This is a genomic window from Xenophilus arseniciresistens, from assembly GCF_028023875.1.
GTDB lineage: Bacteria > Pseudomonadota > Gammaproteobacteria > Burkholderiales > Burkholderiaceae_C > Xenophilus > Xenophilus arseniciresistens.
On sequence record NZ_JAQIPB010000003.1, the window covers coordinates 391,674 to 415,368 of the forward strand.

A 23,695-nucleotide genomic window follows, 5' to 3' on the forward strand; every position below is an offset into this window, starting at 1 on the left:
GCATGCCCGCCTATTCCTTCGAAGCCCTCGACGCCGAAGGCCGCGCCCGCAAGGGCGTGCTGGAAGCCGACACCGCGCGCGCCGCGCGCGGCCTGCTGCGCGCGCAGGCGCTGATCCCGCTCACGGTGCAACCCGTGGGCGGCGAAGCCGCTGCCAACGCCGGCAGCAGCACCCGCCGCGGCCTGTTCAAGCGGCGCCTGTTCAGTGCCACCGAACTGGCCGTGTGGACGCGCCAGCTCGCGGGCCTGGTCAGCGCCGGGCTGCCGCTGGAGCGCGCGCTCACGGCGCTGACTGAAGAATCGGAACGCGAGGACCAGCGCCAGCTCGTGGCCGCGCTGCGCGCCGAGGTCAACGGCGGCGCCACCTTCGCGCGCGCGCTCAGCCAGCATCCGCGCGAGTTCTCGGCCATCTACACGGCCGTGATCGGCGCCGGCGAACAGAGCGGCAACCTGGGCTTGGTGCTCGAGCGCCTGGCCGACGACCTGGAAGAGCGCCAGGCGCTGCAGCAAAAACTGATCGGCGCCACCTTGTACCCGGCCATCGTCACGCTGATCGCCATCGTGATCGTGATCTTCCTGGTCAGCTACGTGGTGCCACAGGTGGCCAACGTGTTCGCGGGCACCAAGCGCGAGCTGCCCATGCTCACGGTGATCATGCTCAACATCAGCGCGCTGGTGCGCAACCATGGCCTGCTGATCCTGGGCGGCCTGGTGGCCGTGGGCCTGGGCCTGCGCACACTGCTGGCCGGCGAGGCCTTCCGCCAGAAGTTCGATGCCGCCTGGCTGCGCCTGCCGCTGGTGGGCCGGCTGGCCCGCGGCTACAACGCCGCGCGCTTTGCCAGCACCCTGGCCATGCTGGCCGCGGCCGGCGTGCCCATCCTGCGCGCACTGCAGGCCGCGGCCGAAACCCTGAGCAACCGCGCCATGCGCGCCGACGCGCTCGACGCGCTGGTGCTGGTGCGCGAAGGCGCGCCACTGGCTTCGGCGCTGGCGCAGAAAAAACGCTTCCCGGGCCTGGTCGCGATGTTCGCGCGCCTGGGCGAACAGACCGGTGAGCTGCCGTCGATGCTGCAACGCGCCGCGCGCCAGCTCGGCGCCGAAGTGCAGCGCCGCGCGATCCACCTCGCGACCATCCTGGAGCCGCTGCTGATCGTGGCCATGGGCGGCATCGTGATGATGATCGTGCTGGCCGTGCTGTTGCCGATCATTCAGCTCAATCAGTTTGTGAAGTAGGCGGCCTCGCCTCCGGCAGCACCAGTTCATAGGCGCTGGCGCGCCCGCCGCCCGGCGCCTTCTGCAGCACACCCAAAGCCAGCAACTGCGTGATGTCGCGCAGCGCCGTGTCGGCCGAGCACTTGGCAATGGCCGCCCACTTGCTGCTGGTGAGCTTGCCGTCGAAGCCGTCGAGCACGCGGTCGAGCAGCTTGATCTGCCGCTCGTTGAAGGGCGCACTGGCCCAGCGCTGCCAGAAGTGCGCCTTGCCCAGCACCGCGCCCAGCGCGGTGTTTGCACTGTCCAGCGCGCGGCCCAGCGCAGCCAGGAACCACAGCAGCCATGGCGTCATATCGAGCGAGTCGCCTTTTTGCGTGCGCGCCAGGATGTCGTAGTACGCGCTGCGCTCGCGCTGGATCTGCGCCGAGAGGCTGTAGAAGCGCTGCCCGGCCCCGTCGGCGCGGGCCAGGAACAGATCGCCCACCGCGCGCGCGATGCGGCCATTGCCGTCGTCGAAAGGGTGCATGGTGACGAACCACAGATGCGCCAGCCCGGCCTTGACCAGTGCGGGCAGTTGCTCGTCATGCGCGTTGGCCCATCGCAGAAAGCGCGCCATTTCGGCCGCCAGCGCATGGGCCGGCGGCGCCTCGAAATGCACCTTGCGCCGATGCACCGGCCCCGAGACCACCTGCATCGGCCCCGTGGCGTCATCGCGCCAGCGGCCCACGGCGATGGGTGACAGGCCCGAATAGCCGGTCGGGAACAGCGCGGCATGCCAGTCGAAAAGACGCTGGGCCGTGAGCGCCGCATCGCTGTGCGCGGTCGCGTCCAGCACCATCTCGACCACGCCGTCCACATGCCGGTCGCTGGGCGCCAGCGCGCCGATGTCCAGCCCCAGCCGCCGCGCGATGGACGAGCGCACCGAGGCCGGGTTCAGCAGTTCGCCCTCGATCTCGCTGGTCTTGAGCACGTCGTCGGTCAGCGCGGCCAGGCTGGCCCGGTCGCGCAATTCCATCCCCACATCGGCCAGCCGGCCCAGCAGCAGGCCCTGCGCACGGCTCACATCCGCCAGCGGCTGGGCCAGCGCGGCGAGCTCGAAGCGCCATTGGGGCCAGTCGTCCAGCTGCCAGATGTAGAGGCTTTCACCGCTTTGCATGCGGAGATTAGAAGACGCCTGCGGTGAATAGGCAAGTTATTTACCGCATCTCATGCGGCGAATAATGAATGCATCCCGGCATGGCAAGTTGGGGATCTGGACGCGAGCCGGCCGCCATGGGCACGAGCAAGGCTGCACGGCGAGATGACAATGCGCGCTGGCCCTTGCAACCGCCCTGCCCATGCCCGTCACCCTCGACGACAAGCTCGTGGTCGCGATTTCCTCGCGCGCCCTGTTCAACCTGGAAGAGGAAAACCTGCTCTTCGAGGCCGGCGACCCCGACGCCTACATGCGGCTGCAGCTCGAGCGGCTGGACGTGCCGGCCGCGCCGGGCATCGCCTATTCACTGGTGCGCAAGCTGCTGCGCTTCAACGACGACGGGCAACAGCGCGTGGAGGTGGTGATCCTCTCGCGCAACGACCCGGCCTCGGGCATGCGCATCTTCAATTCAGGCGCGGCGGCCGAGCTGCGCATCCAGCGCGGCGTGTTCACGCAGGGGCGCTCGCCCTTTCGCTACCTCACGCCGCTCAATGCCGACCTGTTCCTCTCGGCCAATGCCGATGACGTGCGCGAGGCGCTGACGGCCGGCTTCGCGGCCGCGCACGTGAACGTGGAAGCCGCCCTGGCCAGCCAGTTGCACCCCGACGAGGTGCGCATTGCCTTCGACGGCGACGCCGTGCTCTTTTCGGACGAGGCCGAGCGCATCTTCCAGTCGCAGGGGCTGGAGGCCTTTCAAGCGCACGAGGCCGACAAGGCCGCGGTGCCGCTGGCCGCCGGCCCGCTGGCGCCCTTTCTGTTGGCGCTGCATCGGCTGCAGCGCGCCTCGGCCACGGGCATGCGCATCCGCACCGCGCTGGTCACGGCGCGCGGCGCACCCGCACACCGCCGCGCCATCCAGACGCTGATGAGCTGGAACATCCGCGTGGACGAAGCGATGTTCCTCGCGGGCCTGGACAAGGGCGGCTTCCTGCGCGAGTTCGAGCCCGATTTCTTCTTCGACGACCAGATGGGCCATGTGGCCTCGGCCGCGCGCCATGTGCCGGCCGGGCATGTGGCCAGCGGCGTGAGCAACGAGGCGCTGCAGCGCATCGCAGCGCCTGCGCCGCGCGACTGAGGGGCGGTAGCCTGCGGCCTGAAGCCGGCGCCGCGCGCTGCTTCAGCCCGGCTTAAGCCCGGGGGCAGCGGCCGGCGCTAGCATGCGTGACGAGGCCGGTGCGCCGCACCGGCCTTCCCACGACAGCAAAAGAAAAGGCCCGCCCCATGCCCCAGGACAAGCCATCGCTGTGGACCACCGTGCGCCGCATCGGCGCGCTGGCTGCTCCCTACTTCAACTCCGAGCAGAAATGGCGCGCGCGCGGTCTGCTGCTGGCCATCGTGCTGCTCAACCTCGGGGCGGTCTACATGCTGGTGCAGATCAACGAGTGGTACCGCGTGTTCTACGACGCGCTGCAGGAGAAGAACCAGCCGGTGTTCTGGCAGCAGATCGTCAAGTTCTGCTGGCTGGCGCTGATCTACATCGTGATCGCGGTCTACAAGTTCTACCTCACGCAGATCCTGCAGCTGCGCTGGCGCGTGTGGATGACCGACCACTACCTCTCGCGCTGGCTGGCCCACAAGGCCTTCTACCGCATGGAGCTGGCCCGCTTCACCGACGCGAGCGAGGGCGTGGCCGACAACCCCGACCAGCGCATCCAGGAAGACCTCAACCTGTTCACCACCTACAGCGTGACGCTGTCCATGGGCCTGCTCAATGCGCTGGTCACCTTGCTGAGCTTCGTGGGCATTTTGTGGACGCTCAGTGGCTCGCTCTCGGTGCCGCTGCCGCAGGCGCTGGGCGGCGGCAGCCTGGAGATCGTGGGCTACATGGTCTGGGCCGCGGTGCTGTACTGCGCGGTGGGCAGCGCCATCGCGCACTGGATCGGCAAGCCGCAGGTGCAGCTGAATTTCCAGCAGCAGATGCTGGAAGCCAACTTCCGCCACCACATGGTGCGCGTGCGTGAATACAGCGAGGCCATCGCACTGGACGGCGGCGAGCGCGTGGAACGCCAGCAGCTCGATCTGCGCTTTGCCGACGTGATGGGCAACTACTTCAACCTGATCCGCAACCAGAAGCAGCTGACCTGGTTCAGCAGCTTCTTCGCGCAGGCCGCGATCATCTTCCCGCTGATCGTGGCGGCACCGCGCTTTTTCAGCGGCGCCATCCAGCTGGGCCAGCTGATGCAGATCAACTCGGCCTTCGGGCGCGTGCAGGACTCGCTGTCGTGGCTGGTCGACAACTACATGACGCTGGCCGTGTGGAAGGCCACCACCGACCGCCTGACGGGCTTCGAGCACGCCGTGGTCGCCCATTCGCGGCCCAATCCGGCCCTGGCACGCGAAGCCGGCGACGCCGGCATTGCCGCCCAGTCACTGCACATCGGTCTGCCCGATGGCCGCACGCTGGTGGACCAGGGCGCGCTGCAGGTGCGCCCCGGCGACACGGTGCTCGTGCATGGCCCTTCGGGCAGCGGCAAGTCCAGCCTGTTCCGCACCTTGGCGGGCATCTGGCCGCATGCGCGCGGCCAGGTGCAGATGCCCGCGCAGACCATGTTCATCCCGCAGCGCCCCTACTTCCCCGACGGCAAGCTGCGCGACGCGCTGGCCTACCCCGACAGCGCGAAGAACTACAGCGACGAACAACTGCGCCAGGCCCTGAGCGACGCGCTGCTGCCGCAGCTGGCCGACCAGCTCGACCGCGAGGACGCCTGGGGCCACAAGCTGTCGGGCGGCGAGCAGCAGCGGCTGTCGATTGCACGCGTGCTGCTCAAGAAGCCGGCCTGGGTGCTGGCCGACGAGGCCACCAGCGCGCTGGACGAAGACGCCGAAGCCACGCTGTACGAACGGCTGGTGGCGCAGGTCAGGCAGGCGGGCGGCGCCATCGTCTCCATCGCGCACCGCTCCACGCTGCAGGCCCATCACCGGCAGCGCTGGCGTCTGCAACCCACGGGCGACGACAGGCCCCAGGCCGCGCGCTTCCGGATCGAAGCGCATGAACTGAACACGGCCCCGGGAGGCGCCACCCCATGAGCATTGCCAACACCCCCGAGCCGCCCTACTACGCGGTCATCTTCACGTCGCTGCGCACCGAGGGCGACCACGGCTATGGCGCCATGGCCGAACGCATGGTTGCGCTTGCGGCGCAGCAGAGCGGCTACCTGGGCGTCGAATCGGCGCGCGACGGCCTGGGCATCACCGTGAGCTACTGGCGCGACCTGGAATCCATCCGCGCCTGGAAGGCCCAAAGCGAACATCTGGTCGCGCAGCAGCTCGGTCGCAGCGACTGGTATGCCGACTACCGCATACGCATCGCACGCGTGGAGCGCGACTACGGCCTGTTTTCGGCGTAGGCGGCCCAGCCGTTCGCGCGCAGCTCGCAGGCCGGGCACTGGCCGCAGCCGAAGCCCCAGGCGTGCCGTTGGGTGCGGTCGCCCGTGTAGCAGGTGTGCGTGTGCGCCACGATCAGATCGACCAGCGCGCGGCCGCCGAGCTGCTCGGCCAGCGCCCAGGTGGCGGCCTTGTCGATCCACATCAGCGGCGTTTCCACCCGCAGGCGCCGCTCCAGCCCCAGCGACAGGGCCAGCTGCATGGCTTTCATGGTGTCGTCGCGGCAGTCGGGGTAGCCCGAGTAATCGGTCTCGCACACGCCCGTGACCAGCACCTGCAGTCCGCGCCGGTAGGCCAGCGCACCGGCCAGCGTGAGGAAGAGCAGGTTGCGCCCGGGCACGAAGGTGTTGGGCAGGCCGTCAGCCTGCATCTGGAAGGCCATGTCCTCGGTCAGCGACGATCCGCCGATCTGCGCCAGCACGTCGAGATTAAGCAGATGGTCTTCACCCAGCCTGGGCGCCCATTGCGGAAACTGCGCGCGCAATTGCGCCAGCACCGACAGCCGCGCCTGCAATTCCACGCGGTGGCGCTGGCCGTAGTCGAAGCCCAAAGTCTCCACGCGTTCATAGCGCGACAGAGCGTAAGCGAGGCATGTGGTGGAGTCCTGGCCCCCTGAAAAAAGAACGAGCGCGGTGCTGTGCATGCGCGGATTGTGACGGCCGGAAGCCCCTTTTTTGGGCTACCCGGACCCCTGTCCCGACGTCAGCCGAATTTCTGCAGCAACTGCACCAATGGCCCGGCGCCCGATCCCCTGAGATATTGAGACGGTCTGTTCGACTCGCGGGCTGAGCCTTTGCACGAGCATGGCAGGGCCTGTGTTTTTTTCTCAGGGAGATGAAAAATGATGCACAGGTTCCTCCAGCTCCTGCTGGCTGCTGCGCTGCTGGCGCACGCTTCTGCCGGACGGTCTGCCGACGTGGTGGTCGGACAGGTCACCCCGCTCACCGGCCCCGAGGCACGCCAGGGCATGGCCTACGCGGCCGGCCTCAAACTGGCGCTCGAAGCCGCCAACCGCGGCACCCACAACCCGGCGCGGCACACCTTCAAGCTGGTGGCGGTGGATGACCGCGGCGCCCCTGAAGAATCGCTGCAGCAGACCAGCAGGCTCATCGCGCAGAGCCGCCCGCTGGTGCTCACGGGCCACGTGGGAGGCCCTTCGCTCTCGGCACTGCTCAAGTCGGGCCTGCTGGACAGGAACGAACTGCTGATGGTGGGCTACCGATCCGCGCAGATCCTGCCCAGCAGTCAGCGCCTGTTCGCCATCAAGGCCGGCATGCCCGAAGAACTGGGCAAGCTCATGACGCACATCCACACGGTGGGATGGAAGCGCGTGGTGCTGCTCTACGAGAACGAGGGCGGCGCAGAGGGCCTGCTGGCGGCGGCGGACGCCGCGGCCCAGCAGGCCCAGGTGACGCTGGTCGATCGACTGGAGATCGACAAGGGCTCGCTCGATGCCAAGGTGGACCGCGTCCTGCGCGCCAAGCCGCAGGCGCTGGTGGTGGCGGCGGGAGGCTTCGTGGCCGGGGCCTTCATCGAACGCCTGCGGCTGGCCGGCGCCCAGACGCCGATCTTCACGTTGTCCAACGCCGACATGGAGCAGCTGGCGGTGCGGCTGGGCGACGACCACCTGCGCGGGCTGGTGATTTCGCAGGTCATGCCCAACCCCTACAAGGTCACCACCGCGATCAGCAAGGAGTTCAATGACCTGGCGCGCGCCCACGACGTGGCCACGCCCCGCAGCTTCACGATGATGGAAGGCTATGTGGCGGGCCGGGTCATCGTCGAAGCCATCCAGCGCCAGGGCACCAGGCCGACGCGCGAGGGCATGACTGCCGCGCTGGAGTCCATCCACGGCCTCGATCTGGGCGGCTACATGATCGGCTTCTCGGGCGCGTCCCGCGCGGGCTCGACCTATGTGGACCTGTCCATCGTCAACGCGATGGGCAAGGTGCAGCAGTAGCCCGGCGCGCGGGGGTGCCGCGCCTTGGAACGTGTTCCTAGAGCGTCAGGCTCTGCTCCACTTCGGCCGTCTTTCGGCGTGCCAGCGCGAGGTTGGAGCGGCTCTTGTCCAGCACCAGGTAAATGAACAGCCCTTCCTGCCGGACCATGGGGCGGATGATGTGGTACTGCTTGCCCAGGGTGATGAGGATGTCCTCGATGGCGTCGTCCAGGCCCAGCGCGCGCATGGTCTTCATCTTGGCCCGCACCACCTCGGTGTTGCCCGCTGCGGCCACTTCCAGGTCCACGCCCGAGCCGATGTGGCCCAGGACCATGCCGCTGCCCGAATCGACCAGCGCCGCACCCATGGCACCGTCGGTGGTCATGAGCTCTTCCATGGATTGCTTGACGTTGGCCATGTGCCGTTCCTCTTCTTCGCTGCGTTCGTGGTCGGTGCCAGGGGTCGGGCGCGTGCCGCCGCGGACCCGGCGAGATCGTCAACGCATTCTTACAGGAAGCGCTCCAGCAGGCGCCGCGACTGGCGATCCAGTGCCTGCCGGCTGGGCACGCGCAGCTGCAGCCCATGCGCGCCGGTGATCAGCAGCGCCCCGCCCTCCAGGCGGCGGATGTCCTCCTCGGCCTTGAGCACGAAGCGCGTGTCGCCCCGGTCGGTGCGCACGTCCCAGGTGCTGGGCACGCCGAAGGTGGAGACGCTGCGCAGCTGCAGCAGGATGGGCGCGAAGTCGCGGGTGGCCAGCGCCTGGGTGATGAGCGCACGCGCTTCGGGCGCCACGGCCTGCAGGTCGGCGATCCAGTGACGCTCGCGGCCGTCCGGGCCGACGAGCGAAATGCCGGCATCGGGCGCGCTCAGCGCGAAGGCACGCACGGGCGTCACGGCTTCATGGCGGCCGTCGGGCAGCAGCAGTTGCAGCACGCCGCGGGCATCGCTGCGCAGTTGCAGGGCGGCGCTGCCGTCGGCGGCAGCAGAAGAAGCAGCAGATAGGGTTTCGTTCATGTCAGTGGCGCCCGGCCGCCCGAAGGCACTGAGGCACCCCCTCGGGGGGCAGCGGACCTCGCGAAGCGGGGGAGCGTGGGGGCAGTTTCATCTCAAGCCTCTCCGGCCGGGTGGGCTGCATGGCTGGCCTGCGTGGCCGCTGTGGCCACGGCCGCGCGCTCGCGGGCCGCGCCTTCGCTGACTTCGGCCTCGTCGCTGTCGGCCTGGCGCTGCTGGGCCTGATAGAGCCGCCAGTAGGCGCCTTCGCGCGCCATCAGCTCGTCGTGCGGGCCCACTTCCACGATCTCGCCGCGGTCCATCACCACCAGCCGGTCGGCCTTGCGCAAGGTAGACAGGCGGTGCGCGATGGCGATGGTGGTGCGGCCGCGCACCAGGTTGTCCAGCGCCTTCTGGATTTCCTTCTCGGTTTCGGTGTCCACGGCCGAGGTGGCTTCGTCGAGGATCAGGATGCGCGGGTCGATCAGCAGCGCGCGCGCGATGCTGATGCGCTGGCGCTCGCCGCCCGACAGGCCCTGGCCGCGCTCGCCCACCAGCGAGTCGTAGCCGTGCGGCAGGCGCAGGATGAAGTCGTGCGCATGGGCCGCGCGCGCGGCGGCCACGATCTCCTCGCGCGTGGCCTCGGGCTTGCCGTAGGCGATGTTCTGCGCGATGGTGCCGAAGAACAGGAAGGGCTCCTGCAGCACCAGACCCACATGGCGCCGGTAGTCGGCCACGGCGTAGCGGCGGATGTCGGTGCCATCGACCAGGATGGCGCCCTCGCTCACGTCGTGGAAGCGGCAGATCAGGTTGACCAGCGTGCTCTTGCCCGAGCCCGAATGGCCGACCAGCCCGATCATCTCGCCGGGCTGGATGTTGAGCTGCAGGTCGCGGATGACCACGCGCGAGCCATAGCGAAAGCCCAGCTCGCGCAGCTCGATGCCGCCGGCCAGCGTGCCCTCGATGCGCACCGGGTTGGCGGGCTCGGGCACGTTGCTCACGTGGTCGAGGATGTCGAAGATGCGCTTGGCGCCGGCCGCCGCCTTCTGCGTGACCGAGACGATGCGGCTCATGGAATCGAGCCGCGTGTAGAAGCGCCCGATGTAGGCGATGAAGGCCGTGAGCACCCCCACCGTGATGCTGCCGCGCGCCACCTGCCAGATGCCGAAGGCCCACACCACCAGCAGGCCGATCTCGGTCAGCAGCGACACGCTGGGCGTGAACAGGCTCCAGGTGCGATTGAGCCGGTCGTTGACCTGCAGGTTGTAGACGTTGGCCTGGCGGAAGCGCTCGGCTTCGCGCTTTTCCTGGGCGAAGGCCTTGACCACGCGGATGCCGGGGATGGTGTCGGCCAGCACGTTGGTCACCTCGCCCCAGACGCGGTCGATCTTCTCGAAGCCCGTGCGCAGCCGGTCGCGCACCACATGGATCATCCAGGCGATGAAGGGCAGCGGCACCAGCGTAACCACGGCCAGCAGCGGGTTGATGGACACCAGGATGGCGGCCGTCATCACGATCATCAGCACGTCGGTGGCGAAGTCCAGCGCGTGCAGCGACAGGAAGACGTTGATGCGGTCGGTCTCGGAGCCGATGCGCGCCATCAGGTCGCCCGTGCGCTTGCCGCCGAAGTAGTCCAGCGGCAGGGTCAGCAGGTGTTCGTAGGTGGTGGTGCGCAGGTCGGCGCCCATGCGCTCGCTCACCAGCGCCAGCAGGTAGGTGCGGGCCCAGCCCAGGCCCCAGCCCACCAGCGCGGCCGCCAGCAGCCCGCCCAGGTACAGCACCACCAGCATCGGGTCGATGGCCTGGCCGTTCTGGAACGGGATCAGGATGTCGTCCATCAGCGGGATCGTCAGGTACGGCGGCACCAAGGTGGCGGCCGTGGACAGCACCGTGAGCAGGAAGCCCCAGATCAGCTGCTTGCGGTACGGCCGCGCAAAGCGGCCCAGCCGCAGCAGCACCCAGGTCGAGGGCGGGCTCTGCAACTCGGTGTCCACGCCCGGCTCGGCCTCGGCTTCGTCGGGCGGCGCCACGGGCCGGCCGGCCAGGGCATCGGCCTGTTGGGCCAGCCGGCGCTGCAGGCGCAGCATGGGGCCCTGGTGGGCCAGGGTGTAGTGCCAGCCGGCCAGCCGACGCTCGCCGTCCATCAGCTCGGCCGTGCCCACGCCGGCCTGGTCGTGCAGCAGCAGCGCGAGGCTTGCCGTGAGCGCCCACTCCTGCGCGCCAGCGGCGCCAGCGGCCAGCAGGCGCTGGTCGCTCAGCAGCAAGGTGCCGCTGGCAAAGTGCAGGCTGGCATCAAGGTCAACCGGCGCCAAGGCCAGAACGTTCTCCGACTCCAGAAGCCGGCCTTCGAAGCCGGCATGAAGGGCCGATTCACCCTCCGGGGCACCGACTGAATCGTGTAGTTGCATTCTTTTCTTCGTTCATGTCATCGATCACCACGGGCCCGGGACAAGGCCTGATCGACGCGCCGGTCGGGCGCTGCGTATTCTCGAGGACCCACAGGGTCCGCCGGCGCCAGGCCTGAAACCAGGCACAGCGCCGTCCGCGCAATCCCCCTACGAACGTTTACATGCCCCGTTTCGACGACATCCGCCTGATGCGCTCGCGCTACCTGCGCGGCCCCAACATCTGGACCTACCGCCCCGTCCTCGAGGTCTGGCTGGACCTCGGTGCCCTGGAAGACTACCCCTCCAACCTGGTTCCGGGTTTTCCTGAACGCCTGACGCGGCTGCTGCCCGCGCTCATCGAGCACCACTGCGGCGTGGGCGAGCGCGGCGGCTTCATCCAGCGGCTGGAGGAAGGCACCTGGGCCGGCCATGTGCTCGAGCACGTGGTGATCGAGCTGCTGAACCTGGCGGGCATGCCCACGGGCTTCGGCCAGACGCGCAGCACCTCGCAGCACGGGCAGTACCGCATGGTCTTCCGGGCGCGCGACGAACAGGTGGCCCGCACCGCGCTGGCCGAGGGCCACCGCCTGCTGATGGCCACGCTCAACGGCGACCCCTGCGACGCCGCCGACGTGCAGCGCGCCGTCGACGCCATCAAGGCCAAGGTTGACGACTGCTACCTGGGCCCGAGCACGGCCGCCATCGTCAACGCGGCTGTCGACCGCGGCATCCCGGCCATCCGCCTGAACGAAGGCAACCTGGTGCAGCTGGGCTACGGCGCGCGCCAGCAGCGCATCTGGACCGCCGAATGCGACTACACCAGCGCGATCGGCGAATCCATCGCCAGCGACAAGGAGCTGACCAAGTCGCTGCTGGCCAGCTGCGGCGTGCCGGTGCCCGAGGGCCAGGTGGTGGCCAGCGCGCAAGAGGCCTGGGAAGCGGCCGAGGACATCGGCCTGCCCGTGGCCGTGAAGCCTTCGGACGCGAACCACGGCCGCGGCGTCTCGCTTGATTTGCGCACGCGCGAGGAGGTCCTGGCCGCCTTCGCCGTGGCCGAGCCCGAGGGCAGCGACGTGATGGTCGAGCGCTTCGTGCCGGGCCAGGAACACCGGCTGCTGGTGATCGGCGGCGAGGTGGTGGCGGCCGCGCGCGGCGAGATCATCTGCGTGACCGGCGACGGCACGAGCAGCGTGCGCCAGCTGATCGACAGCCAGCTCAACAGCGACCCGCGCCGCGGCGCGCAGGAAGAGTACCCGCTGGACATCATCCTGCCCGACACCGACGCCAAGCTCCAGTTGGAGCTGGCGCGCCAGCACCTGACGGCCGACAGCGTGCCCGCGCTGGACCAGAGCGTGGTGATCCAGCGCAACGGCAACCTGAGCGTGGACTGCACGGACCAGGTCCACCCCGAAGTGGCGCATGCCGCCACGCTGGCCGCGCGCATCGTGGGCCTGGACATCGCGGGCATCGACATGGTGTGCGAGGACATCGCCAGGCCGCTGGCCGCGCAGCGCGGCGCCATCGTCGAAGTCAATGCGGGCCCCGGCCTGCTGATGCACCTCAAGCCGGCCGTGGGTGCGCCGCGCCCCGTGGGCCGCGCCATCTGCGACCACCTCTTCCCCGAGGACGATGCCGACCTGCCGGGCCGCATCCCGATCGTGGGCGTGGCCGGCACACAGGACACCGCCGCGCTGGCGCGCCTGGTGGCCTGGCTGGTGGGCCTGTCGGGCAAGCCCACGGGCCTGGCCTGCCGCGAGGGGCTGTTCCTGGACCGCCGGCGCGTGGACGCGCGCGACAGCGCGAACTGGGAAGCCGGACGCCGCCTGCTGGTGAACCGGCAGATGGAAGCCGTGGTGATCGAGAACGGCGCCCAGACCATCCTGGCCGACGGCCTGCCCTACGACCGCTGCGACGTGGGCATCGTGACCGACCTGGGCGGCGCCGAGGCGCTGGCGCACTACGACATCCAGGAAAGCGACCAGATGGTCAAGGTGCTGCGCACGCAGGTGGACGTGGTGCTGCCGCACGGCACGGCCGTGCTCAATGCGGCCGATGCGCGCGTGGCCGACATGGCGCCGCTGTGCGACGGCGACGTGGTGCTGTACGCCAGCGACGTGAACGCCGCGCCCCTGGCGGCCCACCTGAACGCGGGCGGCAAGGCCGTGCTGGTGCGCCAGGACCGCGTGGTGCTGGCCACCGGCACCAGCGAAGTCTTCTTGCCCGGCATGGGCAGCCTCGCGGTCTGGCGCCAGCGCCATGCCAGCGTGAGCGTGGACAGCCTGCTGGCCGCCGTGGCCGCCGCCTGGGCATTGGGCATCGCGCTCAACCTGATCGGCGCCGGCGTCGAGGTCTTCGACGCCGCGCCCTCCGCCTCCTCCCCCTCTTTTGCCCTGCCGGTCTGAGAACAAGGCACGCACCATGGACATCATCCGCACCCGCGCGCTGCGCGGACCCAACCTGTGGAGCCGGCACACGGCCATCGAAACGGTCCTGTCCTGCAAGGGCAACGAGAACGTGATCGGGCAGCTGCCCGGCTTCGAGACCCGGCTGCGCGCGCTCTTCCCCTTCATCGGCGAACTGCACCCCACGGTGCTGGGCCAGCCGCTGGCGCTGGCGCATGTGCTGGAAAACGCCGCCATCGCGCTGCAGGTGCAGGCCGGCTGCCCGGTCGTGTTCGGCCACACCACGGCCACGCTGGAAGAAGGCGTGTACCAGGTGGTGGTGCAGTACACCGAGGAGGCCGTGGGCCGGCTGGCCGTGCAGCGCGCGGCCGAGCTGATCGCCGCCGCGCTGGCCCCTGAAGGCAGCGCGGCCACCTTCGACGCCGCCGCCGTGGTGGCCGAGCTGCGCGAGCTGGACGAGGACGAGCGCCTGGGCCCGAGCACCGGTGCCATCGTCGAGGCCGCCGTGGCGCGCGGCATTCCCTACCGCCGCCTCACGCGCGGCAGCCTGGTGCAGTTCGGCTGGGGCGCCAGGCAGCGCCGCATCCAGGCCGCCGAGGTGGACAGCACCAGCGGCGTGGCCGAATCCATCGCCCAGGACAAGGAGCTGACCAAGCAGCTGCTCAACGCCGCCGGCGTGCCGGTGCCGCTGGGCCGCCCGGTCAAGGACCTGGAAGACGGCTGGGCCGCCGCGCAGGAGATCGGCCTGCCCGTGGTCACCAAGCCGCAGGACGGCAACCAGGGCAAGGGCGTGACGGTCAACATCGGCTCGCGCGAGCAGTTCGATGCGGCCTATGCCTCCGCCGCCAAGTACGGCGAGGTGATGGTCGAGAAGTTCCTGCCGGGCTTCGACTTCCGCCTGCTGGTGGTGGGCGACAGGCTGGTGGCCGCCGCGCGGCGAGACCCGCCGCAGGTGATCGGCGACGGCGAGCGCACGGTGCGTGCGCTGGTCGACGAGGTCAACCTGGACCCGCGCCGCGGCGAGGGCCATGCGACCTCGCTGACCAAGATCCGGCTCGACGCCATCGCCATCGGCCGGCTCGAATCCCAAGGCCTCACGCCCGACAGCGTGCCCGCGCTGGGCCAGCGCGTGGTGCTGCGCAACAACGCCAACCTCTCCACCGGCGGCACGGCCACCGACGTGACCGACACCGTGCACCCCGACATCGCGGCCCGCGCCGTGGACGCCGCGCAGATGGTGGGCCTGCACATCTGCGGCGTGGACATGGTCTGCGAGAACGTGATCCGCCCGCTGGAAGAGCAGCACGGCGGCATCGTCGAAGTGAACGCCGCGCCCGGCCTGCGCATGCACATCAGCCCCTCCTTCGGCCGCGGCCGGCCGGTGGGCGAGGCCGTGATGGACCAGCTCTTCCCCCCGGGCGACCAGGGCCGCATCCCCGTGGTGGCCGTCACCGGCACCAACGGCAAGACCACCACCGCGCGCCTGATCAACCACCTGCTGGCCGCCAGCGGGCTGGTCACGGGCATGACCAACACCGACGGCGTTTACGTGGACGGCCGCCAGACCGACAGCGGCGACTGCAGCGGCCCCAAGAGCGCGCGCAACGTGCTGCTGCACCCCGACGTGGAAGCGGCGGTGTTCGAGGTGGCGCGCGGCGGCATCCTGCGCGAAGGCCTGGGCTTTGACATGTGCAGCGTGGCCGTGGTGACCAACATCGGCGCCGGCGACCACCTGGGGCTGAACTACATCCACTCGGTGGAAGACCTGTCGGTGCTCAAGCGCGTGATCGTGCGCAACGTCTCGCCCGAGGGCTATGCCGTGCTCAACGCCGCGGACCCGCATGTGGCGGCCATGGCCAGCGTGGTCACGAGCGGCCCGGCACACGTCATCTACTTTGCCGCCGACCGCCAGTGCCCCGTGATGGCCACGCACCGCGCGCAGGGCCACCGCACGGTGTACGTGGACCGCGGCGAGGTGATCGCCGCCGAAGGTGCCTGGCGCGAGCGCGTGCCGCTGTCGGGCGTGCCCATCACGCGCGGCGGCACCCTGCCCTTCCAGGTCGAGAACGTGATGGCCGCCGTGGCCGCGGCCTGGGCCGTGGGCCTGGACTGGGACACCATCCGCAGCGGCCTGGCCAGCTTCAAGAACGACGCCGCGGGCGTGCCCGGGCGCTTCAACATGATGCGCTTTCGCGGCGCCACGGTGATCGCCGACTACGGCCACAACACCGACGCGATGAAGGCCCTGGTGGCGGCCGTGGACACCCTGCCGGCCAAGCGCCGCTCGGTGGTCATCAGTGGCGCGGGCGACCGGCGCGATTGCGACATCCGCGACCAGACGGCCATCCTCGGCGCCGCCTTCGACGACGTGATCCTCTACCAGGACGCCGCCCAGCGCGGCCGCGCCGACGGCGAAGTGATCGCGCTGCTGCGCCAGGGCCTGGAGGGCGCCCAGCGCACGGCCGTGGTCGACGAGATCCGCGGCGAGTTCGTGGCCATCGATTCGGCGCTGGACCGCCTGCAGCCCGGCGACCTGACCCTGATCCTGGTCGACCAGGTGGACGAAGCGCTGGCCCATCTGGCACGCCGCATCGAGGCGGGCTGAAGCGCCGCGGCGCGGGAACCGGGGGCCGTGGGCGCGTCGGAAAGCGCTCACAGCCTGTAGGCTCCCGCACCTCGACGGTCGGGGCAGCACTCCCACACCGGCCCCTCGGGCGGCCCCGGACACTGAAGGTTGCCAAACATCGGGCAAGCGGCGCCCGTCTGCGTGATGGAGCGTGATGGACCGCCGCAACCCGCAAGGAGTCTGTGCATGCATTCCAGAAAACTGCCGTCCCCTCCCGCCACCTCGCTGACCTTTTTGGCACGCGCCGGCCTGCTGGCGCTTGCGCTGGGCAGTGGCGCCGCCGCCATGGCCCAGGCGCCTTCCACCGCGCATTGCGATGGCGTGCAACAGGACCGCGCGGCCTGCCTGCGCGAGGCGGGCGCGGCACGCCAGGAGGCCCAGCGCGGCGGGCTCAGCACGCCCGCGGGCGCCACGGTCGATGCCAATGCACTGGCGCGCTGCCAGGCCCAGCCTGCCGCGGATCGTGCCGCCTGCGAGGCCCGCGTGCGCGGCACCGGCGCCACCAGCACCGAAGGCAGCGTGATGGGCGGCGGCGTGATCCGCGAAACCGTCACCCCCCTGCCGGCCACGCAGCCGGGCGCGCCGCGCTGAGCCTGGCGCTGAGCCCGGGTTTCCCGGCGCTGGCCGCCATTGCAGCGGCGCCAGCACCCGCCCGCCAGGGCGCGCGGTACACCGCGGTACGCCACCGTCCTGGCCTTTCGCCCCGGATCGATGTCCTGACGCTGCATCCACTCAAGGAGAAAGCATGTTGAAGAACAAGAACACCCCTTCCTTCCTGCGCCTGACCCTGGGCCTGGGCGTCGCGGGCCTGATGGCCGTGCCGGCGCTGGCGCAAAGCACCGCGGCTGCCGGCAGCCAGCGCACCTACCAGGAAGAGCGCGCAATGTGCGCCCACCTGCCGCAGGACCCGGCCGCCTGCGCGCGTGAGGCCGGCGCTGCGCGCCAGGCGGCGCGCCAGGGCCAGCTCACCAGCGCGCCCGACTACACCGCCAATGCGCTGGCGCGCTGCGCCGTGCATCCGCCGGTCGAACGCACGGCCTGCGAGGCGCGCGTCACCGGCGCGGGCCAGAGCAGCGTGCAGGGCAGCGTGATGGGCGGTGGCCTCATCCGCGAAGCCGTGACCACGGTCGTGATGCCGGCACCCGCGGCCGCGCCGCAGGGCGCCATGCCCGCGCCCGTGCCCATGCCGCGGCCCGTGGAGGCTGTGCCGCGCCCCATGCCGCGCTGATGCGGCGGGCGCCATGCGCGCGCCGCCTTCGGCAACAAGCCGCACGGCCCTTGCAGGCCGCGCGGCTTTTTTGCGCCGGAAGTTGCGGCGGGGGGTCCGCCGCGGCCTAAAGTGCTGTCGCGCATCAGCCCATCAGCGCATCGGCCCTTGCCCCCATTGATCCGCCTGCGAAGCCCATGAACTCCGTCGCCCCGCCCACCGAAAGCCGCCTGCCCACCGACGCACTGGGCAACCCCGGCACCGTCACCGATGCACTCAGCCGGCGCCTGGTCGACGATTTCGTGCTCGGCTTCATCGCCTGCGAAGCCCGCGCCGCCAACCTGGCCGTGCAGGCGCATGCGGACGAGCACCCCTATGTGCAGGCCTGCCACGCGGCGCTGCAGATGTTTGCGGAAAGCGCCTCGGCCGCGGCCAGCGCCCGCCCCCACATCGCCCGCGCCGCGGCGCAGGCGCACCTGGCCCATCCGCGCGAGCAGCGCTTCATCGCCGCCGTCGCGGCCTGGGTGAACGGCGACCTGCGCACCGCCATCGGCCTGCATGAGGCGCAGGCGCGCGAGTACCCGCGCGACCTGGCCTCGCTCAAGCTGGGCCAGTACCACTGCTTCAACCTGGGCGATTGCGCCGGCATGCTGCGCCTGGCGTTGGCCGCCGCGCCCCACGCCGCCGACGTGCCGCAGATGCACGGCATGCTGGCCTTCGGCTACGAGCAGTGCCACCTGATGCGCCAGGCCGAAGCCAGCGCGCGCCAGGCCATCGCCATGCAGCGCAAGGAGCCCTGGGCGCACCACGCGCTGGCCCATGTGATGCTGACCGAAGGCCGGCTGCGCGAGGGCCTCGCCTTCATGCAGGACGTGAGCGAAACCTGGACGGACCTGAACTCCTTCATGCTCACACACAACTGGTGGCACCTGGCGCTGTTCCTGATCGACCTGGGCCGGGCCGACGAGGCGCTGGCCGTGCACGACACGCACTGCTGGGGCGTGGTCAGGGACTATTCGCAGGACCAGATCGGCGCCGTGTCGCTGCTGGCGCGGCTGGAGCTGGCGGGCGTGGACGTGGGCGCGCGCTGGCAGGCGCTGGCGCCCTGGCTGGCGCCGCGCACGCAGGACCATGTGCTGCCCTTCCTCGACCTGCAGTACCTCTACGGCCTGGCCCGCGCCGGACGGCCCGAGGCCGACACGCTGCTCGCGCACATCGAGGCCCATGCCCCGCGTGCGCCAGAGGCCACGCGCGCCGCCTGGCAGCGCGTGTGCGTGCCCGCCGCCCACGGCCTGCTGGCCCATGCGCGCGGCCGGCACGCGCAGGCCGCGCAGGCGCTGGGCCAGGCGCTGCCGCGCATGATCGAGATCGGCGGCAGCCATGCCCAGCGCGACCTGTTCGGCCAGGTCTGGCTCGACGCACTCGTGCGCAGCGCCAGCCCCTGGGCCCTGGCCACGGCGCAGGACCTGCTGCAGCAGCAGGCCAACGGCCAGCCCGAATCGCTGCGCCTGCGCGCGCAACTGCGCACCGTGTATGCCGCGCTGGGCCTGCCGACGGCCCTCGCAACGGCGGCATCCGGCCCAGCCTGATTGCTGCCAGCGCGCGCAGGCGACTGCGCCCGCGCGAGCGCGTGGCGATACTGCCCCGATGAGCGCCCTGCATTCCGAAGCCACCGCCCACGCCGACTACCGCCGCCGCCAGTTCCACCTGGGCAGCCCCGCGCAGCCGGGCACCATGGCGGCCCTGGCTTTCGGCCCCGAATCGCGGCCGGTCGATCTGGTCTTTGCGCATGCCAACGGCTTCAACGCCATGACCTACCGCCGGCTGCTGGCACCGCTGGGCGCGGCCGGCTGGCATGTGCTGGCCATCGACCAGCGCGGCCATGGCCGCTCGCAGTTGGCGGCCGACCCCGACCCGGTCCCCCACAGCTGGCTGCGCTACCGCGACGACCTGCTGGCGCTGTTCGAGCAGCTGGGCGGTGCGCCGCGTGTGCTGGCCGGCCATTCGATGGGCGGCACGGCCAGCCTGCTGGCCAGCGCCAGCCTGCGCGAGCGCGGCGCGCGCGTGCCGTCGCTGGTTCTTTTCGACCCCGTGCTGATGCCCGCCGGCGCCGACGAACAGGGCGACCTGGACTGGACCGCGCCCGAGCACTCACCGCTGGTGCGCGGGGCGCTGCGCCGCAACGACCGTTTCGACAGCCCCGAAGCCGCGCTGGCCAGTTACCGCGGACGTGGCGCCTTCAAGACCTGGCCCGAGGCCGTGATCGCCGACTACCTGGAAGACGGCCTGCTGCCGCAGCCCGACGGCAGCTGGCGCCTGAGCTGCGCCCCGGCCTGGGAAGCTGCCAACTTCATCCGCGCCCACCGAAGCGGCCTGCCCGCAGCCATGGCGGCCCAGGCCGGCCCTTTGCGGGTGCTGCGGGCCGAGATCGAGACCACCGCCCCCTGGACGCACTGGCCCGCGCAGGCCCGCGTGCAGACGGTGCAGGGCAGCACGCATTTCCTGCCGATGGAGTTTGCCGAGCAGGCCCGCGCCGCGCTGCAGCAGGCGCTGGCTGGCGACGACTGAAAGGCAAGAGCCGGCGCAGACCGCAGCGCCTGCGCCGCGCGCTTCTACACTGCCGGGCTTTTCACGCCGCCCCCGCCTGCCAGACATGCAACGCCGCCCCCTGCTTCATGCCCTTGCCCTCGGCCCCGCCCTGGCCCTGCTGGCCGCCTGCGGGCGCAAGTCCAAGGCCGCCGCGCTGCCGGCCGGCGCCGCGGTGCTGGCCCTGGGCGACAGCCTCACGGCCGGCTACGGCGCCGCGCCGGGCCAGGGCTGGCCTGAGCAGCTGGCCGGCCTCACGGGCTGGCAGGTGGTCAATGAAGGCGTGAATGGCGACACCTCCGAAGGCGCGCTGCAACGCCTGGCCCCGCTGCTGCAGGCGCAGCGCTTCGACGCGATCCTGATCGGCATCGGCGGCAACGACATGCTGCGCGGCGTGGACGCTGCCCAGACCGAGCGCAACCTGCGCGCCATCGTCGATGCGGCGCGCGCCCAGAGCACGCATGTGGCGCTGCTGGCCACGCCGGCCCCCGATGCGCTGCGCGCCGCGGCCGGCCTGCTGGGCGACGCGCCCTTCTACGCGAGCGTGGCGCAGCAGACGCAGGCGCTGCTGCTGCCGGGCATCTACGCCAAGGTGCTGTCCGACCGCGCGCTGCGCTCGGACCCGATCCATGCCAATGCGGCCGGCTATGCGCGCATCGCGCAGGCGCTGGCCGAGGCACTGAAGGACGCGGGTTGGCGCTGACGCCGATCCAGGCCGCGATGGCGCAGCAGGCCGGCCCGGCCCTGCAGGAGGCGCGCGCGGCCTTTGCCCTGTGGCAGGCCCGCGCCGCGCAGGCCGGCGAGCAGCTGCGCCCACCGCCGCCGGAGCCCGAGGGCTGCTGCGGCCGCGGCTGCAACGGCTGCGTGTGGGAAGGTTTCTATGCCGCGGCGCAGTACTGGTGCGAGGAAGCGCAGCTGCGGCTGGACGCAGACGCCTAGCGCGCGTCCTTGGCTAGGTGCCGCCGCTGGTCGTAGGTGGGCTGCGGCGCCAGCCCCAGCAGGTGTGCCGTGTCGGCCCAGTCCAGGATCTGCAGCGCCTGCGGCTGCTGTGCATCGGCAATGCGGATGCGGTTGATGCCCGCATTGGGAATGTCGCTCTGGCGCGGGCCGTCCAGCCCCAGCGCGTGCGCGGTGCGCCACACCATGTCCAGGAAGCCGCCGTGGGTGACCACCAGCACCGTCCGGCCCGCGTGCTCGCGCGCGATGGACGAGAGCGCCGCCATGGCACGGGCGTGGAACTCGCGCGTGCTTTCGCCGCCGGGCATGCCGCGGTCGGCCTTGAACTGCAGCCACTCCTCCCACGCGCGCGGGTGGTGGGCCTGGATTTCCTCGGCCCGCATGCCTTCGACCACACCGAAGTTCTGCTCGCGCAGGGTCACCGTGGTCTGCACCGGCAGGCCCAGCTGCTGCGCGGCCGGCGCCGTGGTCTGCTGCGTGCGCATCAGGTCGCTACAGATGATGTGATGCACCTGCTCGCCCTTCATGCGCAGGCCCAGGCGGCGGGCCTGCTCGTGGCCCATGTCGTTCAGCGGCACGTCGATGTGGCCCTGGAAGCGCAGCTCGCGGTTCCAGTCGGTCTCGCCATGGCGGATGAGGATGAGGTCGGTGGGGGCGGAGGAAGAGGATGTGGTCATGGCTTGGGAAGGCATTGTGCCCATCGCTCATCGCACCCATGTGTCGCAGGCTTTTGCCCTCGGCTCCTGCGCCGAAGCGCCGGGCGCGCCCGGCATGCAGAATGCCGCGATGCCCCAACTCGTTCTTCTGCCCGGCCTTGCCTGCGACGCCCGCCTGTGGGAAGCGCAATGGCCGGTGCTTCCCGCCGCCCTGGACCCCGTCGTCAGCGATGCCAGCACCCGCTTCGACAGCATCGAGGAGATGGCCGCCGCCGTGCTGCGCGAGCACCCCGGCCCGCTGGTGCTGTGCGGCGCCTCGATGGGCGGCATGGTCGCCATGGAATGCATGCGCCAGGCGCCCGGGCGCATCGCGGGCGTGGCCCTGCTGGGCACCTCGGCCGCGCCTGAATCGCCGCAGACCCACCAGCTGCGCAGCCAGGCCATCGAGGTCTTCGCGCGCGGCCCGGCGGCGCTGCGGGAGCTGATCGAGCTCAACGTGATGTTCGCCTTCCACAGCGCGCAGTTGCCCGACCGCGCGCTGACCCGCCGCTATGTGGACCGCGTGGTCGAGGCCGGGGCCGAGCAGCTGATCCGCCAGAACCGCGCCGTGATGAAGCGCCCCGACGCGCGGGCGCACCTGGGCCGCTACAAGGGCCCGGTGCTGCTGGTGTGCGGCGAGGGCGATGCGCTCACCCCGCCCGAATCCATGCGCGAGATTGCCGCCCTGCTGCCGCAGGCGCAGCTGCACTGGCTGCACGACTGCGGCCACATGCTCACGATGGAAAAGCCCGCCGAACTGAACGCGCTGCTGGGCGACTGGCTGCGGCAGTTCGCTACATGAGGCCCGGCAGCCAGGTCACCAGCGGCGGCCACACATAGACCAGCCAGGCCAGGAACAGGATCAGGAACCAGTAGGGCATGGTGCCCACGAAGATCTCGTTCACGCGCACGCTGCTGTCGGGCACGGCCGCCTTCACCACCAGCACGCCGATGCCGAAGGGCGGCGTGAGCACGCCGGCCTCGATCACGAGGATGCCCACCAGCGCGAAGACGACCGGGTCGATGCCGGCCGACTGCGCCAGCGGCCAGAAGATGGGCACCGTCAGCAGCATGATGGAGATGCTGTCGATGATGCAGCCGAGCACGAACCACACCGCGCACATGAACAGCATCATGCCCACCGTGCCCAGGCCCATGCCCTGCAGCCAGTCCTGCACCATCTGCGGGATGCCGTTGAGCGCCAGCAGCTTGCTGTAGATCAGCGCCGTGAGGAGCACCAGCATGATGGGCGTGACGGTGCGGCCCGCGGACACGAAGGCGTCGAAGATGCCCCGCGCGCGCATGCCCTTGGCCAGCGCCAGCACCACGGCGCCGGCCAGGCCGACCGCGGAGCCCTCGGTCGGCGTGAAGTAGCCGAACCAGATGCCGCCCAGGGTCACGGCGATCAGCGCACCCACCCCCAGCGAACCACCGAGCTGCGCCCGCGTGAGCTGCGCCGCCTGCGAAGCCGCCGGCGGGTCCTCGGGCGCGGCCTTCGGAAACAGCTTGGCATACACCACGCAGTAGACCGCGTAGAGCACCGCCAGCAGCACGCCCGGCATCACGCCGGCCGCGAACAGCTTGCCCACCGACTGCTCGGTCAGGATCGCCCACACGATCATGAACAGCGAGGGCGGGATCAGCAGGCCCAGCACGCAGCTGCCCGCGATGCAGCCCGTGGCGAAGCTCTTGCTGTAACTGGCGCGCCGCATCTCGGGATAGGCCACGTGGCTGAAAGCGGCGGCCGCTGCCACGCCCACGCCGGTGACGGCCGCGAAGATGGCATTGCCGCCCACGGTGGCCACCGCCAGCCGGCCCGGCACGCCGCGCAGGAAGCGGTTGACCAGCGCGAACAGGTCGCCCGCCGCACCGCAGTAGGCGATGAGCATGCCCATCACGGTGAAACAGGGAATGACCACGAAGTTGTATTCCTTGATGCCGTGCAGCGCCGTCTGCTGCAGCAGATCGACGGTCGGCTGGACGCCGCCCAGCGCGGACACCAGCCCCACGGCACCGGCCATCGCGAACGCGAAGACCACGGGCACACCCAGCAGTACGAACAGCACCAGCGTCAGCAGGCCGCCCCACAATTGCCAATCCATGACTTCTCCTCCCT

At 70.7% G+C, this 23,695-nt stretch carries 21 protein-coding genes; 14 read left to right on the plus strand and 7 right to left on the minus strand.

The genetic code is table 11. The features are described from left to right. The first annotated feature begins 2 nt into the window (after nucleotides 1-2). A complete protein-coding gene (gene gspF / locus PGB34_RS10475; RefSeq protein WP_271428019.1) occupies nucleotides 3-1,232 on the plus strand; it encodes a type II secretion system inner membrane protein GspF in 1,230 nt (409 codons plus the stop codon). Here gspF and PGB34_RS10480 read toward each other — a convergent pair. Beyond that, the gene (locus PGB34_RS10480; protein ID WP_271428020.1) at nucleotides 1,213-2,367 is read right to left on the minus strand and encodes a Fic family protein; all 1,155 of its coding nucleotides are present in this window, start codon (nucleotides 2,365-2,367) and stop codon (nucleotides 1,213-1,215) included. The two genes, gspF and PGB34_RS10480, sit on opposite strands and share 20 nt — an antisense overlap. Nucleotides 2,368-2,548: 181 nt before the next feature. Between PGB34_RS10480 and PGB34_RS10485 the strand changes: the two genes are divergently transcribed. From PGB34_RS10485 to PGB34_RS10495, 3 genes are all read left to right on the plus strand, one after another. Beyond that, nucleotides 2,549-3,481 carry a 5'-nucleotidase gene (locus tag PGB34_RS10485; protein ID WP_271428021.1) on the plus strand — a complete coding sequence of 311 codons (933 nt, stop codon included), beginning with the start codon at nucleotides 2,549-2,551 and terminating at the stop codon, nucleotides 3,479-3,481. Nucleotides 3,482-3,627: 146 nt separating this feature from the next. Then, nucleotides 3,628-5,433 (plus strand): ABC transporter ATP-binding protein/permease, encoded by a 1,806-nt coding sequence (locus tag PGB34_RS10490; protein WP_271428022.1) that lies wholly within the window; start codon nucleotides 3,628-3,630, stop codon nucleotides 5,431-5,433. Continuing rightward, nucleotides 5,430-5,753: an antibiotic biosynthesis monooxygenase family protein gene (locus PGB34_RS10495; RefSeq protein WP_271428023.1), complete on the plus strand. Its 324-nt coding sequence runs from the start codon at nucleotides 5,430-5,432 to the stop codon at nucleotides 5,751-5,753. Before PGB34_RS10490 ends, PGB34_RS10495 begins: the two co-directional genes overlap by 4 nt. Here PGB34_RS10495 and queC read toward each other — a convergent pair. Beyond that, on the minus strand, nucleotides 5,732-6,433 hold the full coding sequence (queC, locus tag PGB34_RS10500; RefSeq protein ID WP_271428024.1) for a 7-cyano-7-deazaguanine synthase QueC: 702 nt from the start codon (nucleotides 6,431-6,433) through the stop codon (nucleotides 5,732-5,734). The two genes, PGB34_RS10495 and queC, sit on opposite strands and share 22 nt — an antisense overlap. Before the next feature lie 198 nt (nucleotides 6,434-6,631). On the opposite strand from queC, the gene PGB34_RS10505 reads away from it, so the two are divergent. Further along, nucleotides 6,632-7,750, plus strand: coding sequence for an ABC transporter substrate-binding protein (locus tag PGB34_RS10505; RefSeq protein WP_271428025.1), 1,119 nt, complete (start codon nucleotides 6,632-6,634; stop codon nucleotides 7,748-7,750). A 37-nt stretch (nucleotides 7,751-7,787) separates the two neighbouring features. Here the strand turns inward: PGB34_RS10505 and PGB34_RS10510 are convergent, their stop codons facing one another. The 3 genes from PGB34_RS10510 to PGB34_RS10520 form a co-directional block, all read right to left on the minus strand. Next, nucleotides 7,788-8,147, minus strand: a complete 360-nt coding sequence (locus tag PGB34_RS10510; protein WP_271428026.1) for a hypothetical protein — start codon at nucleotides 8,145-8,147, stop codon at nucleotides 7,788-7,790. An 89-nt stretch (nucleotides 8,148-8,236) separates the two neighbouring features. Further along, nucleotides 8,237-8,743 carry a cyanophycin metabolism-associated DUF1854 family protein gene (locus PGB34_RS10515; protein WP_271428027.1) on the minus strand — a complete coding sequence of 169 codons (507 nt, stop codon included), beginning with the start codon at nucleotides 8,741-8,743 and terminating at the stop codon, nucleotides 8,237-8,239. 92 nt (nucleotides 8,744-8,835) lie between these two features. After that, nucleotides 8,836-11,127 (minus strand): cyanophycin metabolism-associated ABC transporter, encoded by a 2,292-nt coding sequence (locus tag PGB34_RS10520; RefSeq protein ID WP_271428028.1) that lies wholly within the window; start codon nucleotides 11,125-11,127, stop codon nucleotides 8,836-8,838. Between the two features lie 161 nt (nucleotides 11,128-11,288). Here PGB34_RS10520 and PGB34_RS10525 point away from each other — a divergent pair, with 161 nt between their 5' ends. From PGB34_RS10525 to PGB34_RS10560, 8 genes are all read left to right on the plus strand, one after another. Next, nucleotides 11,289-13,508: a cyanophycin synthetase gene (locus PGB34_RS10525; protein ID WP_271428029.1), complete on the plus strand. Its 2,220-nt coding sequence runs from the start codon at nucleotides 11,289-11,291 to the stop codon at nucleotides 13,506-13,508. Between the two features lie 16 nt (nucleotides 13,509-13,524). Then, nucleotides 13,525-16,113, plus strand: coding sequence for a cyanophycin synthetase (cphA, locus tag PGB34_RS10530; protein WP_271428030.1), 2,589 nt, complete (start codon nucleotides 13,525-13,527; stop codon nucleotides 16,111-16,113). Nucleotides 16,114-16,320: 207 nt separating this feature from the next. Then, the gene (locus PGB34_RS10535) at nucleotides 16,321-16,725 is read left to right on the plus strand and encodes a hypothetical protein (RefSeq protein WP_271428031.1); all 405 of its coding nucleotides are present in this window, start codon (nucleotides 16,321-16,323) and stop codon (nucleotides 16,723-16,725) included. A 154-nt stretch (nucleotides 16,726-16,879) separates the two neighbouring features. Next, nucleotides 16,880-17,362: a hypothetical protein gene (locus PGB34_RS10540; protein WP_271428032.1), complete on the plus strand. Its 483-nt coding sequence runs from the start codon at nucleotides 16,880-16,882 to the stop codon at nucleotides 17,360-17,362. A gap of 176 nt (nucleotides 17,363-17,538) precedes the next feature. Beyond that, nucleotides 17,539-18,930: a tetratricopeptide repeat protein gene (locus PGB34_RS10545; protein WP_271428033.1), complete on the plus strand. Its 1,392-nt coding sequence runs from the start codon at nucleotides 17,539-17,541 to the stop codon at nucleotides 18,928-18,930. A 58-nt stretch (nucleotides 18,931-18,988) separates the two neighbouring features. Beyond that, the gene (locus PGB34_RS10550; protein ID WP_271428034.1) at nucleotides 18,989-19,909 is read left to right on the plus strand and encodes an alpha/beta hydrolase; all 921 of its coding nucleotides are present in this window, start codon (nucleotides 18,989-18,991) and stop codon (nucleotides 19,907-19,909) included. Between the two features lie 85 nt (nucleotides 19,910-19,994). Beyond that, the gene (locus tag PGB34_RS10555) at nucleotides 19,995-20,630 is read left to right on the plus strand and encodes a GDSL-type esterase/lipase family protein (protein WP_271428035.1); all 636 of its coding nucleotides are present in this window, start codon (nucleotides 19,995-19,997) and stop codon (nucleotides 20,628-20,630) included. Between the two features lie 17 nt (nucleotides 20,631-20,647). Then, on the plus strand, nucleotides 20,648-20,866 hold the full coding sequence (locus PGB34_RS10560; protein WP_271428261.1) for an oxidoreductase-like domain-containing protein: 219 nt from the start codon (nucleotides 20,648-20,650) through the stop codon (nucleotides 20,864-20,866). On the opposite strand, the gene PGB34_RS10565 is transcribed toward PGB34_RS10560, so the two are convergent. Beyond that, nucleotides 20,863-21,561, minus strand: a complete 699-nt coding sequence (locus tag PGB34_RS10565; protein WP_271428036.1) for a histidine phosphatase family protein — start codon at nucleotides 21,559-21,561, stop codon at nucleotides 20,863-20,865. The two genes, PGB34_RS10560 and PGB34_RS10565, sit on opposite strands and share 4 nt — an antisense overlap. Nucleotides 21,562-21,670: 109 nt before the next feature. On the opposite strand from PGB34_RS10565, the gene PGB34_RS10570 reads away from it, so the two are divergent. Then, nucleotides 21,671-22,381 carry an alpha/beta fold hydrolase gene (locus PGB34_RS10570; RefSeq protein ID WP_271428037.1) on the plus strand — a complete coding sequence of 237 codons (711 nt, stop codon included), beginning with the start codon at nucleotides 21,671-21,673 and terminating at the stop codon, nucleotides 22,379-22,381. Here PGB34_RS10570 and PGB34_RS10575 read toward each other — a convergent pair. Continuing rightward, nucleotides 22,374-23,681: a TRAP transporter large permease gene (locus PGB34_RS10575; RefSeq protein WP_271428038.1), complete on the minus strand. Its 1,308-nt coding sequence runs from the start codon at nucleotides 23,679-23,681 to the stop codon at nucleotides 22,374-22,376. The two genes, PGB34_RS10570 and PGB34_RS10575, sit on opposite strands and share 8 nt — an antisense overlap. Between the last annotated feature and the right edge of the window lie 14 nt (nucleotides 23,682-23,695).

Coding starts and splice junctions, on each gene's coding strand:
- PGB34_RS10575 (WP_271428038.1), bottom strand. CDS start 23,681: ATGGATTGGCAATTGTGGGGCGGCCTGCTGACGCTGGTGCTGTTCGTA.
- PGB34_RS10485 (WP_271428021.1), top strand. CDS start 2,549: ATGCCCGTCACCCTCGACGACAAGCTCGTGGTCGCGATTTCCTCGCGC.
- PGB34_RS10570 (WP_271428037.1), top strand. CDS start 21,671: ATGCCCCAACTCGTTCTTCTGCCCGGCCTTGCCTGCGACGCCCGCCTG.
- cphA (WP_271428030.1), top strand. CDS start 13,525: ATGGACATCATCCGCACCCGCGCGCTGCGCGGACCCAACCTGTGGAGC.
- gspF (WP_271428019.1), top strand. CDS start 3: ATGCCCGCCTATTCCTTCGAAGCCCTCGACGCCGAAGGCCGCGCCCGC.
- PGB34_RS10480 (WP_271428020.1), bottom strand. CDS start 2,367: ATGCAAAGCGGTGAAAGCCTCTACATCTGGCAGCTGGACGACTGGCCC.
- PGB34_RS10490 (WP_271428022.1), top strand. CDS start 3,628: ATGCCCCAGGACAAGCCATCGCTGTGGACCACCGTGCGCCGCATCGGC.
- PGB34_RS10510 (WP_271428026.1), bottom strand. CDS start 8,147: ATGGCCAACGTCAAGCAATCCATGGAAGAGCTCATGACCACCGACGGT.
- PGB34_RS10505 (WP_271428025.1), top strand. CDS start 6,632: ATGATGCACAGGTTCCTCCAGCTCCTGCTGGCTGCTGCGCTGCTGGCG.
- PGB34_RS10560 (WP_271428261.1), top strand. CDS start 20,648: ATGGCGCAGCAGGCCGGCCCGGCCCTGCAGGAGGCGCGCGCGGCCTTT.
- PGB34_RS10545 (WP_271428033.1), top strand. CDS start 17,539: ATGAACTCCGTCGCCCCGCCCACCGAAAGCCGCCTGCCCACCGACGCA.
- PGB34_RS10525 (WP_271428029.1), top strand. CDS start 11,289: ATGCCCCGTTTCGACGACATCCGCCTGATGCGCTCGCGCTACCTGCGC.
- PGB34_RS10535 (WP_271428031.1), top strand. CDS start 16,321: ATGCATTCCAGAAAACTGCCGTCCCCTCCCGCCACCTCGCTGACCTTT.
- PGB34_RS10540 (WP_271428032.1), top strand. CDS start 16,880: ATGTTGAAGAACAAGAACACCCCTTCCTTCCTGCGCCTGACCCTGGGC.
- PGB34_RS10515 (WP_271428027.1), bottom strand. CDS start 8,743: ATGAACGAAACCCTATCTGCTGCTTCTTCTGCTGCCGCCGACGGCAGC.
- PGB34_RS10550 (WP_271428034.1), top strand. CDS start 18,989: ATGAGCGCCCTGCATTCCGAAGCCACCGCCCACGCCGACTACCGCCGC.
- PGB34_RS10565 (WP_271428036.1), bottom strand. CDS start 21,561: ATGACCACATCCTCTTCCTCCGCCCCCACCGACCTCATCCTCATCCGC.
- PGB34_RS10520 (WP_271428028.1), bottom strand. CDS start 11,127: ATGCAACTACACGATTCAGTCGGTGCCCCGGAGGGTGAATCGGCCCTT.
- PGB34_RS10555 (WP_271428035.1), top strand. CDS start 19,995: ATGCAACGCCGCCCCCTGCTTCATGCCCTTGCCCTCGGCCCCGCCCTG.
- PGB34_RS10495 (WP_271428023.1), top strand. CDS start 5,430: ATGAGCATTGCCAACACCCCCGAGCCGCCCTACTACGCGGTCATCTTC.
- queC (WP_271428024.1), bottom strand. CDS start 6,433: ATGCACAGCACCGCGCTCGTTCTTTTTTCAGGGGGCCAGGACTCCACC.